The sequence below is a fragment of the Kribbella italica genome, from assembly GCF_014205135.1.
Classification (GTDB): Bacteria; Actinomycetota; Actinomycetes; order Propionibacteriales; family Kribbellaceae; genus Kribbella; species Kribbella italica.
Window position 1 is genome coordinate 6612183 of sequence record NZ_JACHMY010000001.1, and the last position, 13733, is coordinate 6625915.

Annotated in this window: 15 protein-coding genes and 1 tRNA gene; 7 read left to right on the forward strand and 9 right to left on the reverse strand. The window is 69.7% G+C overall.

Features of this window, described 5'->3' with window-relative positions:
- Positions 1 to 3: 3 nt before the first annotated feature.
- Together HDA39_RS30845 and HDA39_RS30850 are read right to left on the reverse strand one after the other, a co-directional pair.
- Positions 4 to 378 (reverse strand): VOC family protein, encoded by a 375-nt coding sequence (locus HDA39_RS30845; RefSeq protein ID WP_184801166.1) that lies wholly within the window; start codon positions 376 to 378, stop codon positions 4 to 6.
- A gap of 25 nt (positions 379 to 403) precedes the next feature.
- Entirely contained in the window at positions 404 to 976 is a 573-nt protein-coding gene (locus HDA39_RS30850) for a TetR/AcrR family transcriptional regulator (RefSeq protein WP_184801168.1), read from the reverse strand.
- Positions 977 to 1048: 72 nt separating this feature from the next.
- On the opposite strand from HDA39_RS30850, the gene HDA39_RS30855 reads away from it, so the two are divergent.
- Positions 1049 to 1462 carry a VOC family protein gene (locus tag HDA39_RS30855; RefSeq protein ID WP_184801170.1) on the forward strand — a complete coding sequence of 138 codons (414 nt, stop codon included), beginning with the start codon at positions 1049 to 1051 and terminating at the stop codon, positions 1460 to 1462.
- Positions 1463 to 1493: 31 nt separating this feature from the next.
- Here the strand turns inward: HDA39_RS30855 and HDA39_RS30860 are convergent, their stop codons facing one another.
- From HDA39_RS30860 to HDA39_RS30875, 4 genes are read right to left on the reverse strand one after another with little or no spacing between them, the layout of a single operon-like run.
- Positions 1494 to 2471 carry an NAD(P)H-quinone oxidoreductase gene (locus HDA39_RS30860; protein WP_184801172.1) on the reverse strand — a complete coding sequence of 326 codons (978 nt, stop codon included), beginning with the start codon at positions 2469 to 2471 and terminating at the stop codon, positions 1494 to 1496.
- A gap of 23 nt (positions 2472 to 2494) precedes the next feature.
- Positions 2495 to 3400 (reverse strand): phosphotransferase family protein, encoded by a 906-nt coding sequence (locus HDA39_RS30865; RefSeq protein ID WP_184801174.1) that lies wholly within the window; start codon positions 3398 to 3400, stop codon positions 2495 to 2497.
- A gap of 47 nt (positions 3401 to 3447) precedes the next feature.
- Positions 3448 to 4020: a molybdenum cofactor guanylyltransferase gene (gene mobA, locus HDA39_RS30870; protein ID WP_184801176.1), complete on the reverse strand. Its 573-nt coding sequence runs from the start codon at positions 4018 to 4020 to the stop codon at positions 3448 to 3450.
- Complete coding sequence (locus HDA39_RS30875) at positions 4020 to 4829, reverse strand: carbon-nitrogen hydrolase family protein (protein WP_337925962.1); 810 nt, start codon at positions 4827 to 4829, stop codon at positions 4020 to 4022. Before HDA39_RS30875 ends, mobA begins: the two co-directional genes overlap by 1 nt.
- A 162-nt stretch (positions 4830 to 4991) precedes the next feature.
- Between HDA39_RS30875 and HDA39_RS30880 the strand changes: the two genes are divergently transcribed.
- From HDA39_RS30880 to HDA39_RS30900, 5 genes are all read left to right on the forward strand, one after another.
- Positions 4992 to 5480: a MerR family DNA-binding protein gene (locus HDA39_RS30880; protein WP_184801180.1), complete on the forward strand. Its 489-nt coding sequence runs from the start codon at positions 4992 to 4994 to the stop codon at positions 5478 to 5480.
- A gap of 197 nt (positions 5481 to 5677) precedes the next feature.
- Positions 5678 to 7324: an Rv2231c family histidinol phosphate aminotransferase CobC gene (cobC, locus tag HDA39_RS30885; RefSeq protein ID WP_184801182.1), complete on the forward strand. Its 1647-nt coding sequence runs from the start codon at positions 5678 to 5680 to the stop codon at positions 7322 to 7324.
- A 126-nt stretch (positions 7325 to 7450) separates the two neighbouring features.
- On the forward strand, positions 7451 to 8119 hold the full coding sequence (locus HDA39_RS43480) for a BatC protein (protein ID WP_184801184.1): 669 nt from the start codon (positions 7451 to 7453) through the stop codon (positions 8117 to 8119).
- Positions 8116 to 9609: a cupin domain-containing protein gene (locus HDA39_RS30895; RefSeq protein WP_337925963.1), complete on the forward strand. Its 1494-nt coding sequence runs from the start codon at positions 8116 to 8118 to the stop codon at positions 9607 to 9609. The genes HDA39_RS43480 and HDA39_RS30895 overlap by 4 nt, the downstream gene beginning before the upstream one ends.
- Positions 9606 to 10772 carry a sucrase ferredoxin gene (locus HDA39_RS30900; RefSeq protein ID WP_184801186.1) on the forward strand — a complete coding sequence of 389 codons (1167 nt, stop codon included), beginning with the start codon at positions 9606 to 9608 and terminating at the stop codon, positions 10770 to 10772. The genes HDA39_RS30895 and HDA39_RS30900 overlap by 4 nt, the downstream gene beginning before the upstream one ends.
- 156 nt (positions 10773 to 10928) lie before the next feature.
- On the opposite strand, the gene HDA39_RS30905 is transcribed toward HDA39_RS30900, so the two are convergent.
- Positions 10929 to 11537, reverse strand: coding sequence for a gamma carbonic anhydrase family protein (locus HDA39_RS30905; RefSeq protein WP_184801188.1), 609 nt, complete (start codon positions 11535 to 11537; stop codon positions 10929 to 10931).
- Positions 11538 to 11782: 245 nt separating this feature from the next.
- Positions 11783 to 13000, reverse strand: coding sequence for an MFS transporter (locus tag HDA39_RS30910; RefSeq protein WP_184801190.1), 1218 nt, complete (start codon positions 12998 to 13000; stop codon positions 11783 to 11785).
- A 119-nt stretch (positions 13001 to 13119) separates the two neighbouring features.
- Between HDA39_RS30910 and HDA39_RS30915 the strand changes: the two genes are divergently transcribed.
- Positions 13120 to 13208: transfer RNA gene (locus tag HDA39_RS30915), tRNA-Ser, on the forward strand.
- 12 nt (positions 13209 to 13220) lie between these two features.
- On the opposite strand, the gene HDA39_RS30920 is transcribed toward HDA39_RS30915, so the two are convergent.
- A complete protein-coding gene (locus tag HDA39_RS30920; RefSeq protein WP_184801192.1) occupies positions 13221 to 13655 on the reverse strand; it encodes a hypothetical protein in 435 nt (144 codons plus the stop codon).
- Positions 13656 to 13733 lie beyond the last annotated feature (78 nt).

Below are 13733 nucleotides of genomic sequence, written 5' to 3' on the forward strand. Positions count from 1 at the left end.
GGCTCAGTCGGCGCTGCGGACGAGGTGCGTGATGCCGACCGGGTTGGTGATCCAGTGCCCGTCGCTCCCCTCGGGCAAGGGCTCGAGCTCGTCCCGGGCCTCGATCCCGTGGCTCTTCAGGTGCTCCATCGCCGCCGCGACGTCCGGCGTGAAGAGCTCCAGCCACAGATCGCCCCGGGCGTAGTTGTCCACCTGATCGAGCCAGAGCGTCACCGGCCCGAACTTCAGCGACGCGCACCGCGGTACGGCGTCCACCACGTGCGGCCCGCTCTCGTCGGTAACCTCGAACCCGAGCGCGTCGCGGTAGAACGCGACCGTCCGTTCGAAGTCCGCCTTGGGCACCTTCATCGCGACATTCAGTCCGCCGTGGAAGTCCATGCGGGCAAGTCTATATAAGTGATGGCTAATAGTCACGCGTCAAGCGGCGGACGAGCTGCTCGACGGCCGCGTCGACGTCGTATGGGTGCCCGACGCCGGGCGTGAGCTGGTCGAGCACCAGTCCGTCGATCGCGAAATGCAGCAGTCGGACCTCCTCCGCGCCGCCCGGCAGTCGCGCGTTCGTGTGGAACGAGACGTCGGCGTCGAATCCCTGGCGCAGGGTCCGGGTCAGGATCTCGTTCAGCTCCGGCCTCCGGGCCGCCTCGAGTCGCAGTTCGAACAGCGCCAGCGGCAGCTCGGGGAGCGCCAGTAGCCGCTCGACGATGTACCGCACGTAGTCGACGACCAGGTCGACCGACGGCTCTCGTTCGGCCAGGGGCTGGAGGCGGTCGTCGGTCGGCGCGAGGCGCTCGAAGATCCGCTCGCCGAGCGCCCCGAGCAGGGCGTCCCGCGTACGGAAGTAGTTGGACGCCGTACCGGCGGGAAGGCCGGCGGCGGCGTCGACCGCGCGGTGGGTGAGGCCGCGGGCGCCGGCCTCGGCCAGCACCGCGAGGCCGGCGTCGGCGAGCTGGGCGCGGCGTTCCGGATTTCGGGGCATGTTGACAAGGTTAGCAGTCATCCACTACAAATGTCGTACTCAACCACAACAGATGTAGTACTAGGAGCCTGTATGCAACCCGCCGCCTTCGGCGCCACCGTCGTCACCGCCCACCCCGCGAAGGTCGCCGCCTTCTACGCGGAGTACTTCGACCTGCAGATCACCATCGATCTCGGCTGGTTCATCTGCGTACGCCGCGGTGACGCGTCGTGGGAGCTGGCCATCACCGAGCGCGGCCACGCGTCGGTGCCGGCCGCCGTCTCGGCCACCACCGAGAGCTCGAACGTCTTCGGCTTCGTCGTCGACGACGTCGACAAGTTCGCCGCCCGCCTGGTCGAGGGCGGCGTCGAACTGGCCACGGAGCTCGTCACCGAGCCATGGGGTCAGCGGCACTTCTTCGTCCGCGACCCCGAGGGCACCTGGCTGGACGTCATCCAGCTGGTCGCCCCCGACCCGGAGTGGCTCGCCGCCAACACGCCGACGTGACCGGCTGTGCGGAGGTCAGAGGGCGTGGAGATCAGAGGGTGAGGAGGATCTTGCCGATCTGGGTCGACTGCTCGAGCTCCTCGTGCGCCGATGCGACCTGCTCCAGCGGGTACGTCGCGTGCACGATGGGCCGGACCTTCTTCGCCTCGACCAGCGGCCAGACGTGCCCGACCACCTCGGCCAGGATCTGGCCCTTGTCCTCGACCGACCGGCTGCGCAGTCCGGCCGCGGTGATCGAGCCACGCTTGGCCAGCAGGCGGCCCAGATCCAGCTCGCCCTTCGCGCCACCCTGCATGCCGATCACGACGATCCGGCCGTCGATGGCGAGCGACTTCACGTTGTCGGTCAGGTACTTCGCGCCGATGATGTCGAGGATCACGTCCGCACCGGCCTTGCCGGTCGCCTCGCGAACGACCGAGGCCCACTCGGCCTCCTTGTAGTTGATCGCGACGTCCGCGCCGAGCCGGGTGCAGAACTCCATCTTGTCCGCGCTGCCGACCGTGCAGAGCACCCGCGCGCCGTGCGCGACGCCGAGCTGGATCGCCATCGTGCCGATCCCGGACGCGCCGCCGTGCACGAGCAGCGTCTCGCCGTCCTTGAGGTGCGCCTTCCTGAAGACGTTCGACCACACCGTCGCGACCACCTCGGGCAACGCGGCGGCGCTGATCAGGTCGATGCCCTCCGGCACCGGCATCACCTGCGGAGCCGGTACGACGACCTTCTCGGCGTACCCACCCCCGGCGAGCAGCGCGCAGCACTCGTCGCCGACCGACCAGCCCTCGACCTGCTCGCCGACGGCGCTGATCCGGCCGGACACCTCGAGGCCGATCGTCCCGGGCGCACCGGGCGGCGGGGGATAGTGGCCCTGCCGCTGCAGCAGGTCGGCCCGGTTCACCCCGGCCGCGACGACCTCGATCACGACCTCGTCGACGTTCGGCGTGGGGTCCTCGATCCGGCCGATGGTCAGGACCTCGACACCACCGGCTCCTTCACACACGACAGCTCGCATAGTCGCCACCGTACTGCGTCGACTCAGCCCGCGACGCTCCGTGTGCCGAGGATCTCGGCGAGGTCGTGCGCGATCGAGTCGAGCGGATCGGTCATGCCTATCACCGTGAACCAGTCCCATAGCTCGAGCGCGTGGTAAAGCCGGTACGTCGTCGTCCGCTGCTCCCAGTCGGCCGGCAGTTCGCCGTACCCGGCGAGCAGTCCGTCGAGCTTCGCCCGGTCGTCCTTGATCGAGTAGTACTGCGCCTTGGCGAGATCCAGCAGCGGGTCCGCGGCGATCGCGTTCTCCACATCGATGATCCCGTTCAGCCGCCAGGTCTCGGGGTCGACCAGCAGGTTGCCCTCGTGGAAGTCGTTGTGGCACAACACCGGCGTCACGTCCGCCGGCACCGGGTGCTCGGCGACGTACGCCGTGATCCGCTGGTGCAACCCGGCATCACCCCCGAGCTCCTCGAACTCCCGCAACTTCTTCGCGAACTGCCGCGCCATGTACAACGCGTTGGTCGCCACCGGCTCCAGCACCCGATCCGTCAGATACCCGTACGCCGGCTGCGGGATCCGGTGAATCCTCCGGAGCAACTCACCCGCCTGCTCGTAAATCCTCCGGTAGTCCGCGCCGTCCACCTCCGACAACGGCACCCCGTCCACCTTCGACAACACCGTGAACGCGAACCGCTCCCCCTCCGGCTCCACATGAACCACCGAAGGCACCAACTCCCCGAGCTCAGGCTTCAGCACGCCGTACACGTGCACCTCTTTGCCCTGCTTCCAAGCCCACTCCGGGTCGTACACCTTGACGATCACCACGCCACCGTCGGCCCCACGCACCTCGAACACCGCCGACAACTGCCCACCCGACCGCGACAGAACCTCCGCGATCTCCCACCCAGGCAAGGCCACCCGCACCATCCCGGCAACATCATGATCCATCCGGTCACCCTAGGCACCACGCCCCCACCAAGCGACCGATTAACCGGCTACTCAACCGGCGCAGCAGTCCCCGGATCATCCAGATCGGCCCACGTGTCAACATCCCGCCCGGCCAGGCTCGGCTCACTCCACAGCATCCTCAACGGAGCAAACGTCCGGCGCACCGACCGATCCCGCGGATCACCCACCGCCTCCACCGCCGCCGTCAGCGCCTCCCGCCGGTACGCCGCCGCAAGTGGTTGCTCTCGGCCCCCAACATCCCGCAGCCCGTGCCCGTCGTACTCGCCAAGCCCGTCGACAAGCAACGCAACATCGCGACCCGTCAACCACGGCAGATCACACGACACCAGCACCACCACCGCCGCCGTACCGAACCCCAACCCCGCCGCAACCCCCGCCACCGGCCCACCCGCCGGCGGATCCTCCTGCGTCCAGTCCACCACCCGGCACGTCACCCGCTCCGGCCCGACGACCATAGTCGACACCGCCGAGTCAGTTGCCGTCAGCACCCGATCGAGCAGCGAAACCCCTTCCAGCACAAGCGTCGCCTTGTCCACCCCGCCGAACCGCCGTGACGCCCCACCCGCCAGCACCACCACGTCGTACGCCGCTGTGCCCATCAGCGCGGCGTCACCGTGAACCGCCGGTTCGCCAGCGAAGGATTCCGCTTCCGCACCTCCGCCAGCCGCTCACCCGAGATCTCCGCCACCGCGAACCCGTCCGCCTCACCGACCGCCGCGACGGCGACGCCCTGCGGATCGATCACCTGACTCAACCCCGAGTACTTCCGCCCGTTCTGCGCCGCCGACGCCACGTACACCGTGTTCTCGATCGCCCGCGCCGTCAGCAGCGTCGTCCAGTGGTGCTCCTTCAACGGGCCCCGCACCCACGCGGCCGGTACGACGAGCACGTCCGCCCCCGCATCCACCAACGCCCGCGACAGCTCCGGGAACCGCAGGTCGTAACACGTCATCAGCCCGAACTTCGTGTCCCCGATCTTCACCACTACGGGCGCCACATCCCCCGGCGTCAACTGCTCCGACTCCTTGTACCCAAAGGCGTCGTACAGATGGATCTTGCGATAAGCCCCCAGCAGCTCACCATCCGCGCCGACGGCGAGCAACGTGTTGTACGGCCGCCGCTCGTCACAGCTCCGCTCGAACATCCCCGCCACGATCGCCGTCCCGTGCTCGAGCGCGCACTTGCGCAACGTACTGACGAACTCCCCGTCCAACGCCTCCGCCAACGCCCCCACCGACTCGCCCTCACTCGCGAAGTCAGCCATCACGGCTTCCGGTAACACCACCAACTCAGGCCCAGCCGCCGCAGCCCGAGCCACCCACCGAACCACAGCCTCCCGATTGGCAGCCTTGTCCCCAGAACTTGCGCCCTGCACCACGGCGATCTTCATGTCTCCATGGTGCCGCATTTCCCCACCCCGCGCGGGGGCCTGTGGATACTTGCGCCTCACGCGGTGTGAGGTCCTAGCGTCGACGTCATGACCCCCGAGCAACGCACCTGGAAGATCGGCGAACTGGCCGCGGCCACCGGCCTCAGCATCCGCTCCCTGCACCACTAAGACGAGATCGCGTTGCTCCGCCCGAGCTCCCGCAGCCCCTCCGGCCACCGCCTGTACGCCGGTGAGGACGTCCGCCGCCCGCACCGCATCGTCGCCCTCCGCGGCTTCGGCCTCAACCTCGCCGAAATCGGCCTACTCCTCGACGGCGAGGTCCCAGACCCCCGAGGCCTCATCCGCCGCCAACTGGACCAGGTCGAAACCCAACTGGCCGCCGCCACCCAACTGCACGACCGCCTGCTCGAGGTCCTCACCGCCTTGGACGCCACCGAGGCCCCCTCCAACCACACCCTGCTGAACCTCATCGAAGGAATGACCACCATGACCCGCCTGACCCAGCACCAACTCGAAGAGATGACCGCCCGCCGCCAGGAGTTCCACGACTCCCTGACCCCCACCGAACTGGCCAACCTGGACACCTCACGCCGCCAAGCCCTCGAATCCATGACCAAAGCCGAACTGGAAGACCTACGCCAACGCCGAGCCACCGCCATGCCCCGCTAGAGCGCCCCACCCAACACAATCTGCTCTTCTGCCGGCGGCCGCGGCCCCGACCTCCACGCCCTTGCCGGCCGCATCACCACCAACCCCACCAGCCCGTCGTACCGGCCCCCCTTCCACCGTCCCTCGGCAGCCACCGAAGAAGCCCGCCCCATGGACAACCAAGAGATGAAAACCAAGCACCGGGTTAGCCTCCTCACGTGCCTGTGGACGGATTCGACCTGGACCATCACGGAGACCTCGAGGTAGGCGACGGGCTAGTGGATCTCGCCGTCAACGTGCGGACCGGCACGCCACCTCCCTGGCTCCTCGACGAGATCACCGCCAGCCTCACCGACCTCGCCGCCTACCCCCGCGCCGACGCCGCGACAGCCGCCGTCGCCGCCCGCCACAACTGCGACCCCGACCAGATCCTCCTCACCGCCGGCGCCGCCGAGGCCTTCGTACTGATCGCCCGCGCCTTCCGCCCCCGTCACCCGGTCGTCGTACACCCCCAGTTCACCGAGCCCGAGTCAGCCCTCCGCTCCGCCGGCCACCTCGTCGACCGCGTCATCCTCACCCCGGACAACGCCTTCACCCTCGACCCGAACGACATCCCCACAGACGCCGACCTCGTCGTCATCGGCAACCCGACGAACCCCACCTCGGTCCTCCACCCCGCCGACACCCTCCGCGAACTCGCCCGCCCCGAACGCATCCTCGTCGTCGACGAAGCCTTCATGGACGCCGTCCCCGGCGAACCGGATTCCCTCATCGGCGCCCAGATCCCCGGCCTCGTCGTCATCCGCAGCCTCACCAAAACCTGGGGCCTCGCGGGCCTGAGAGTCGGGTACGTCGTCGCCGCCCCACCCCTCATCGAGCAGCTCGCCGCCGTACAACCGCACTGGCCCCTCTCCACCCCCGCCCTGGCCGCCGCCATCGCCTGCAGCACCCCCCAAGCCACCGCCGAGGCCCTCCAAGCAGCCCAAGCCTTCGAAGCCCAACGCACCCACCTCCTCACCGGCCTCACCACCCCGCCGTACGCCGGCAGCTCGACTCCCATCCTGTACGCCGACAGCCCGGCCCCGACCTCGCCGTACGCCGAACCGCCCGCGCCAACCCCGGCGAACGCGCCAACCCCGGCGAACGCGCCAACCCCAGCGAACGCGCCAACCCCGGCGAACCCGACGAACGCGGTGACCCCGGCGACCCCGGCGAACGCGGTGACCCCGGCGAACGCGGTGACCCCCGCGAACGCGGCGACCCGGGCGAACGTGTCGACCCCGGCAGACCCGGCGAACGCGGCGACCGGGGCGAACGTGTCGACCCCGGCAGACCCGGCGAACGCGGCAAACCTGGCGACGCCAGCGAACGCGGCGACCCCACCGACCCCCGCGAACGCGGCGACCCCGGCGACCCCCGCAAACGCGGCGACCCCGGCGATCCCCGCAAACGCGGCGACCCGCGCGACCCGAGCGACCCCCGCGACCCGAGCGACCCCCGCGACCCCGGCGACCCCGGCGAACGCGGCGACCCCGGCGAACGCGGCGACCCCGGCGAACGCGGCGACCCCCGCGCCCCCGGCGAACGCGGCTACCCCCGCGACCCCTGCACACCCGGCCAACGCGGTGGACGCGACGCCCCCACCACCCCCGCGCGTCCGCTCCTACGGCGTCCCCCGCGCCCCCTTCGTCCTCGTCCAGGTCGACGGCGCCGACCAGCTCCGCGAGGACCTGCGCCGGCGCGGGTTCGCCGTCCGCCGAGGCGACACGTTCCCCGGCCTCGGCCCCGACTGGCTGCGCATCGCCGTACGCCCCGAACCCGTCACCGACGCGTTCCTCAAGGTCTGGTGGGACCTGCTCGGCTGAGCCCTTCCGCTGCTCCGTGAGATCGCCGTAGAACTGACGGGAGCTTGTGATCCGCGCAGGGGTTTAGGCCCGATCTACTTTGCGCACAGGGTGGGCACCGCAAGTCCCCTCGAAAGGAGCAGCATCATGGGTCTGAACGACGACGACATGACCACCTCGTCCGGCGACGGTGAAGGTCTGGCGGACGGGGGCGCGACCCCTGGTGGACACGACGGTGGCGCGGACGGCGGTGCCGACAGCGGCGCCGGTACCGAAGGCAACGACACCACGGCCGGCGGTGGCGGCTACGGTAACGCCGAAGGCCCGGCCGACGGCGGCGCAACGCCAGGTGCGACTGACGGCGGTGCCGACGGTGGTGCTGGTGGCGGTGGCTACGGCGGTGCCGAGGGCCCGGCCGACGGCGGCGCAACGCCAGGTGCGACCGATGGCGGCGCCGACGGTGGTGCTGGTGGCGGCTACGGCGGTGCCGAGGGCCCGGCCGACGGCGGCGCAACGCCAGGTGCGACCGATGGCGGCGCCGACGGCGGCGCTGGTGGCGGTGGCTATGGCGACGCCGAAGGCCCCGCGGACGGCGGCGCCTCACCCGGTACGAGTGACGGAGGCGCCGATGGCGGTGCCAGTACGGAAGGTCCCGCGGACGGTGGTGCCTCGCCTGGTGTCAGCGACGGCGGCGCCGACGGAGGAGCTGACAGCGGCGCCGGCGGCGGCGAAGGTCCGGCAGACGGCGGAGCCGATGCCAACGCGACCGACGGCGGCGCGGACGGCGGTGCCGGCGGTAACTCCGGAAGTTGGTGAGCGCCGTGCCGGAGACCGGGCCGCTGCCGGACGGCCGCCCGGCTCTCCGGCGCTGCGTCGCCGGAGACCCCGAGGAATTCGCCACCAACTACTGGGGCCGCCGAGCCCTGCTCTCCCCAGCAGCAGACCTCGCCCCGCTTGCCCAGTCGTCTGACGCAGACCTGGCCCCCGGCAACCAGCCGTCTGACGCAGACCAGCAGGCCGCAGCGAACGATCGGCCCGGTCAGCCGGCCCCGCCAGGCTTTGCAGACCTCTTCAGCCTCGCGGCCGTCGACGAACTGCTCTCCCGCCGAGGACTCCGTACGCCGTTCCTGCGCGTCGCCAAGAACGGCTCGGTGGTCGGCGACAGCCAGTTCACCGGCTCCGGCGGGGTCGGTGCCGAGATCGGCGACCAGATCCGCGACGACAAGGTGGCCGCGCTCTTCGCCAACGGCCACACCGTCGTACTGCAAGCCCTGCACCGCACCTGGCCCGCGCTGGTCGACTTCTCCACGCAGCTGGCATCCGAAGCCGGCCACCCGGTCCAGATCAACGCGTACATCACTCCGGCCGAGTCCCAAGGCTTCTCGGCCCACTACGACGTCCACGATGTGTTCGTCCTGCAGGTAGCCGGCGAGAAGCACTGGACCGTCCACGAGCCGGTACACCTCGACCCGCTCCGCAACCAGCCCTGGACCGACCACTCCAAGGCCGTAGCCGGAGCAGCCCGCGAGCAGCAGCCGGTAGTAGACGCCGTACTGCACCCAGGCGACGCCCTCTACGTCCCCCGCGGCTTCCTCCACTCAGCCAAGGCACTCGGCGGCGTCAGCGCGCACCTCACCATCGGCCTCCACACGATGACCCGCTACCTCCTCATCCAGGAGCTAGCCGCACTGGCCGCCAACGAGGTAGACCTCCGCACAGCCCTCCCCCTCGGCTTCAACCCAGGCGACCCAGCTCAGCTGGCCCCCGAACTGGAGAAGGTCGTAGCCCTCTTCACCGACCACCTCCACACCGCCACAGCCGACGACCTGGCCGCCCGCCTCCGCCGCCGCACCTGGTCCGGCAACCGCCCAGCCCCGCTACCCCCACTGGCCCACGCCCAAGCCATAGCCGACTTGAAGCTCGGTACGACGCTCCGCCTACGCCAGGGTCTCAACCACCACCTGGTGGTCCCAGCCCCACCAGCCGCCGAGCCCAACACGGCCTCTAACTTCACCGGTACGGCGCCCAGCAGCCCAGGCAGACCCGAGGGAGCCTCCACCGGCACTGGCTCGGCCTCCGCCAGCACTGGCGTGGCTTCCGGCGCCCCCTCAGGTGCCGCCGCAGTCCGCCTGCACCTCCCCGATCGCACCATCACCTTCCCGGCCGAGACAGCCGCAGCCCTGGCCGCAGCCCTCTCCGGTACACCGTTCGCAGTAGGCGACCTCCCCGAACTCCCACCCGAAGACCAGCTGGTCCTGGCCCGCCGCCTCATGACAGAAGCGGTACTCGTCGCGAGTCCGGAGTGACCCAACCCAACCCCCGACCGCCGGAACCGAGCGACCCAGCTCCGCTCACTGGGTCCCCTTCGAGTCCGACCGAACCCCCGCGGCCGGACTCGAACTCCGTCCCACCCCGCTACCGCCCCGAAACCGGCTGCGCCGCCTCAGCAGACCTCCGCGGCGACCCCCTGTTCGCCACCGCCCCACCCGCCGAACGCTGGCTCCTCATAGAACGCAACACCCCTTGGCCACGCAACGCCCTAACCGCCCTCCGCCGCTCATCCCCAGACCCCCGTACGCCGCTGGCCGCCCTCCACGACCCCGCCCCCGAACCGCACGCGTCGCAAGCCGACCTCACTCGCACCACCCCGCCCACAAACTCCGCCGACGATCTCCCCACCCAGCAAACCGCCGCGCCCGCCAACCCTGCCGACGATCTCCCCGCCGAGATCGCCCAGCTCTGCGCCCGACTCCGCTGCCGCCCAGTCCTCATCCGACGCCACGGCCGCACTCCTGCGGGCACACCCCGCCGCTGGTTCCTCGTCGACTCCCGGCCCGGCCGCGAGTCCATCCGCACCGGCGAACTCCCTACCGACGAACACCTCCTGGCCGTGCTCTCCGGCGCAGACCCCGGCACCCTGACGACCGACCCGATCTACCTCGTCTGCACCCACGGCCGCCACGACGCCTGCTGCGCCGTACGCGGCCGCCCAGCCGCCGCAGCCCTCACCGCCGCCTACCCCGACCGGACCTGGGAATGCAGCCACATCGGCGGCGACCGCTTCGCCGCCAACCTCGTCTTCCTTCCCCACAGCCTCTTCTACGGCCACGTCCCCACCGACCAAGCCGTAGCCCTCGCCCAGTCCTACAACGAAGGCACCATCACCCCCACCTACTACCGAGGCTCCGGCGCCCACCCACCACCAGTCCAAGCAGCCCAGCACTTCGCCCGAACGGCCGACCCAAGCCTCTCCATCAACGCCCTCCACCCCAAGTCCATCACCCAACCACCCCCGAACCACTGGTCCATAACCCTCTCCACCCCAGACAGCAGCCGAATCATCACCGTCGAGGTCCGGGCCGACATGATCACCGTGGACGGCCAAATGACCTGCGCCGCCCAACCCCCAGGCCAAGTCCGCCAGTTCACCCTGGTCGCCCCCATCAGCACCCAACCAGCCGGCCCGTAAACCAACTCACGTTTGGCGCCGCGCCCAGACACAATCAACGCGTCCCCCTACGCCTACAACGTGACCAAGTACGACCCCGACCGACTGGAACGAGCAAGGCCGATACGCCGGTCCTGAGGACGAGTTGAGAACCGGTTGCCAAGGGCAACCAAATGGCTAGTTTCCCGGGAAGTCCTCGATCAGTCGATCCTCCAGATGGGAGCCGTAGTACTCGGACTGGCGGGCCATGATGTCCCGCATCGGCGTGCCGCGCGGTACGCCGTACACCGTGCCGGGGAAATCCAAGGGTTCCTGGGCGGCCCAGAGTTCCTCGTGGCGGTCGGGGGAGAAGAGCTCGGCAGGGTCTCCGGCGGCGATCCAGCCGATCGGCAGGACGGTGCCGGGAACCAGGCGTGAGTTCACGTGGAGCACGCTGTTGATGCGGAGTTCGGAGCCGGCGCCTGCCACCGAACCGGGGAACAGCGCGGCGCCCGTGGCGAGGAAGACCTCGTCCTCGACCGTGGCGCCGTTCACGTGACTGTGCGGTCCGATCAGCACCGCGTCGCCGATCAGTGCGGGATGATCGGCCCGGCCGCGGACCAGGGCGTTCTCCATCACCACACAGTTCGTCCCGAGCCGGACCTCGCCGTTCTCCGCGGTCAGTACCGCGCCGTGCAGCACCCGGCAGCCTTCTCCGAGTACCACCGCACCGCACAGCACCGCCGACGGCGCGACGTACGCCGACTCCGGCACGACCGGTCTCCGGCCGCGATGTTCGAGCAGCATGAACTGTCCCCTCTCGTCGTCCACCACCTTCCCTGGTCAGCCTGCATCGTCGAAAGCTCTCCAACGCCCGGGGTCCTCACGTCCCCGGGCGGCCATCGCCGGACCGGCCGTCCACATCGGAGGTGGGAGGTTCGGCCGCTCGGTCGAAGGTCTGGGTTGGAAAGAGGTGCCGCGCGCTGTACGGAAAACATTAGAACACCTGTTCGAAGCAACGCAAGAACCGCTGACGCCTCAACGACAGACGATCACGTACGCCGTACCGCCAGCCGTGGGAACGTGCGATCGAGTACGAACAGCACGCCCGCCACGATCAGCGCCAGTCCGGCGATTGCCAGCCAGGGCATCGCGTGACCGCGGACGAACAGCTGGGCGAAGAAGACCGGGACCAGCACGCTGGCGAAGGTGAAGGAGTACTGCCAGTACGACAGGTACTTCCCCCGGCCGCGCTCCGGAGACACGGCAGCCGCCAGTGCGTTCCCCGTCGCTGCATGCAGCACGTCACCGGCGGCGAAGAACACCGTCGCCAGGATCAGCCCGGGTACTACCAGGCCGGCCGGGATGTGGAGCAGCGCGGCCATCAGGAGCCCCCAGACCGCCCAGAGCAGCCCGGCCAGGATCATCACCCGCATCTTCCGGTGCTTCTCCGTGTGCCGCACCACCAGCGTCTGCCCGGTGGCCAGCACTACCGAGATCGCCGCCAGCAGTACGCCGACCAGCCATCCCGGCGCGGGCAGCGCCTCGGTGACGTAAACCGGCAGACCGACGCCGATCATCATCGTGCACAGCGCGAGCACCGTGTTCGCGCCGATGAGCATCAGGAACAGCTTGTCCTTGCGCAGTTGCGGCGCCGGCCCGGTGTCCTCCACCGGGCGAGCGGTGTGGTCCGGGTGGATCCACAGCATCAGTACGCCGGCCGTGAAGAAGCTCACCGCGTTGAACGCCATCGCGACCAGGAACGGCGTGTCCCCGTCGAAGGTCAGCAGCGCACCGGCGACCAGCGCGCCCAGCCCGAAGCCGCCGGACTGCATCATCCCGCCCAGGCCGAACCAGCGGTCGCGCTCGCCCGCGTCGGACACGTCCGCCAGCAGGCTGAAGATCGACGACCAGAACATCCGCTGGCCGGTCGTGCTCACCAGTGCGCAGACGAACAGCAGCCAGGTCGACCGCCCGAAGAAGAAGCCGACGAAGGCCAGCCCCTGCGCGACCTGCGCGGCGATCACGAGGTTCCGCGGCCCGACCCGGTCGATCACCAGGCCGACCGCGGCAGGCGCGGCGACCGAGAACAGGGTCGCCACGGTGAGCAGTACTCCCGCCGTACCGAGCGGGATGTCGGCCACCCGGACGAAGAACAGCAGCATCAACGGCCCGGCACAGCCTCCGCCGAACGAGTCGATGGCCAGTCCGGCGAGGAGGGGGACCCGGCCGCGGACGTTGGGCAGGCCGAGCGACGTGGCTGTAGGCATGAGGAGGCACTCCGATCTCGGCCGCCGAGCCTAACAACCTCCGCCCCAGCCCTCCACGGCTTTATCCGCCCGCACCCGCTATCCTCGACCCTCGGCGGGTCCGTACTGCGAACCTGCCTGGAGGGTTCGCATAGTGGCCGAGTGCGCTGGTCTTGAAAACCGGTATGGCGGGTGACCGTCATCGTGGGTTCGAATCCCACACCCTCCGCTCAGGCAGTCGTCACCCGCGGTAGGCGCCGAAGGAGTGGATGGTCACCCTGCCGCTCCGGTTGATCTTCTTGAACTGGAGCCGGTAAGTGCCGCGGGCAACAGTTCCGAAGGACAGCGTGCCGACCTTCTTGGACTTCGTGCAGGACACGTTGGCGGTGTTGTCCACGACCTTCCACCCGCCGTTGGAGGTCTGCTTCTGCAGTCTCGCGTCCCAGAAGCCGCCGGCGGCCACGTCGTAGGTGCACGACGCGTAGTAGGACACCTTGATCACACCGCCGGTCCCCGTGAAGGTCTGGAGCGCGCCGATGCTGTCGGTGAACCAGTAGTCCTTCCCCTGCACCAGGTAGGTCACCGCCTCGCTTCGCTCCGTCGTCGTGACGAGCCCGACGGACAGCACCATGACGAAGGACAGTGCCGCCAGGACGGCGTGGGTCAGCTTTTTCACTGTGTACCTCTCGAGAAACAATCCCAAGAGCAGCCCGGGGTCCTGAGCTGCCCGCTGAACGTCCGTGACGTTACGAGC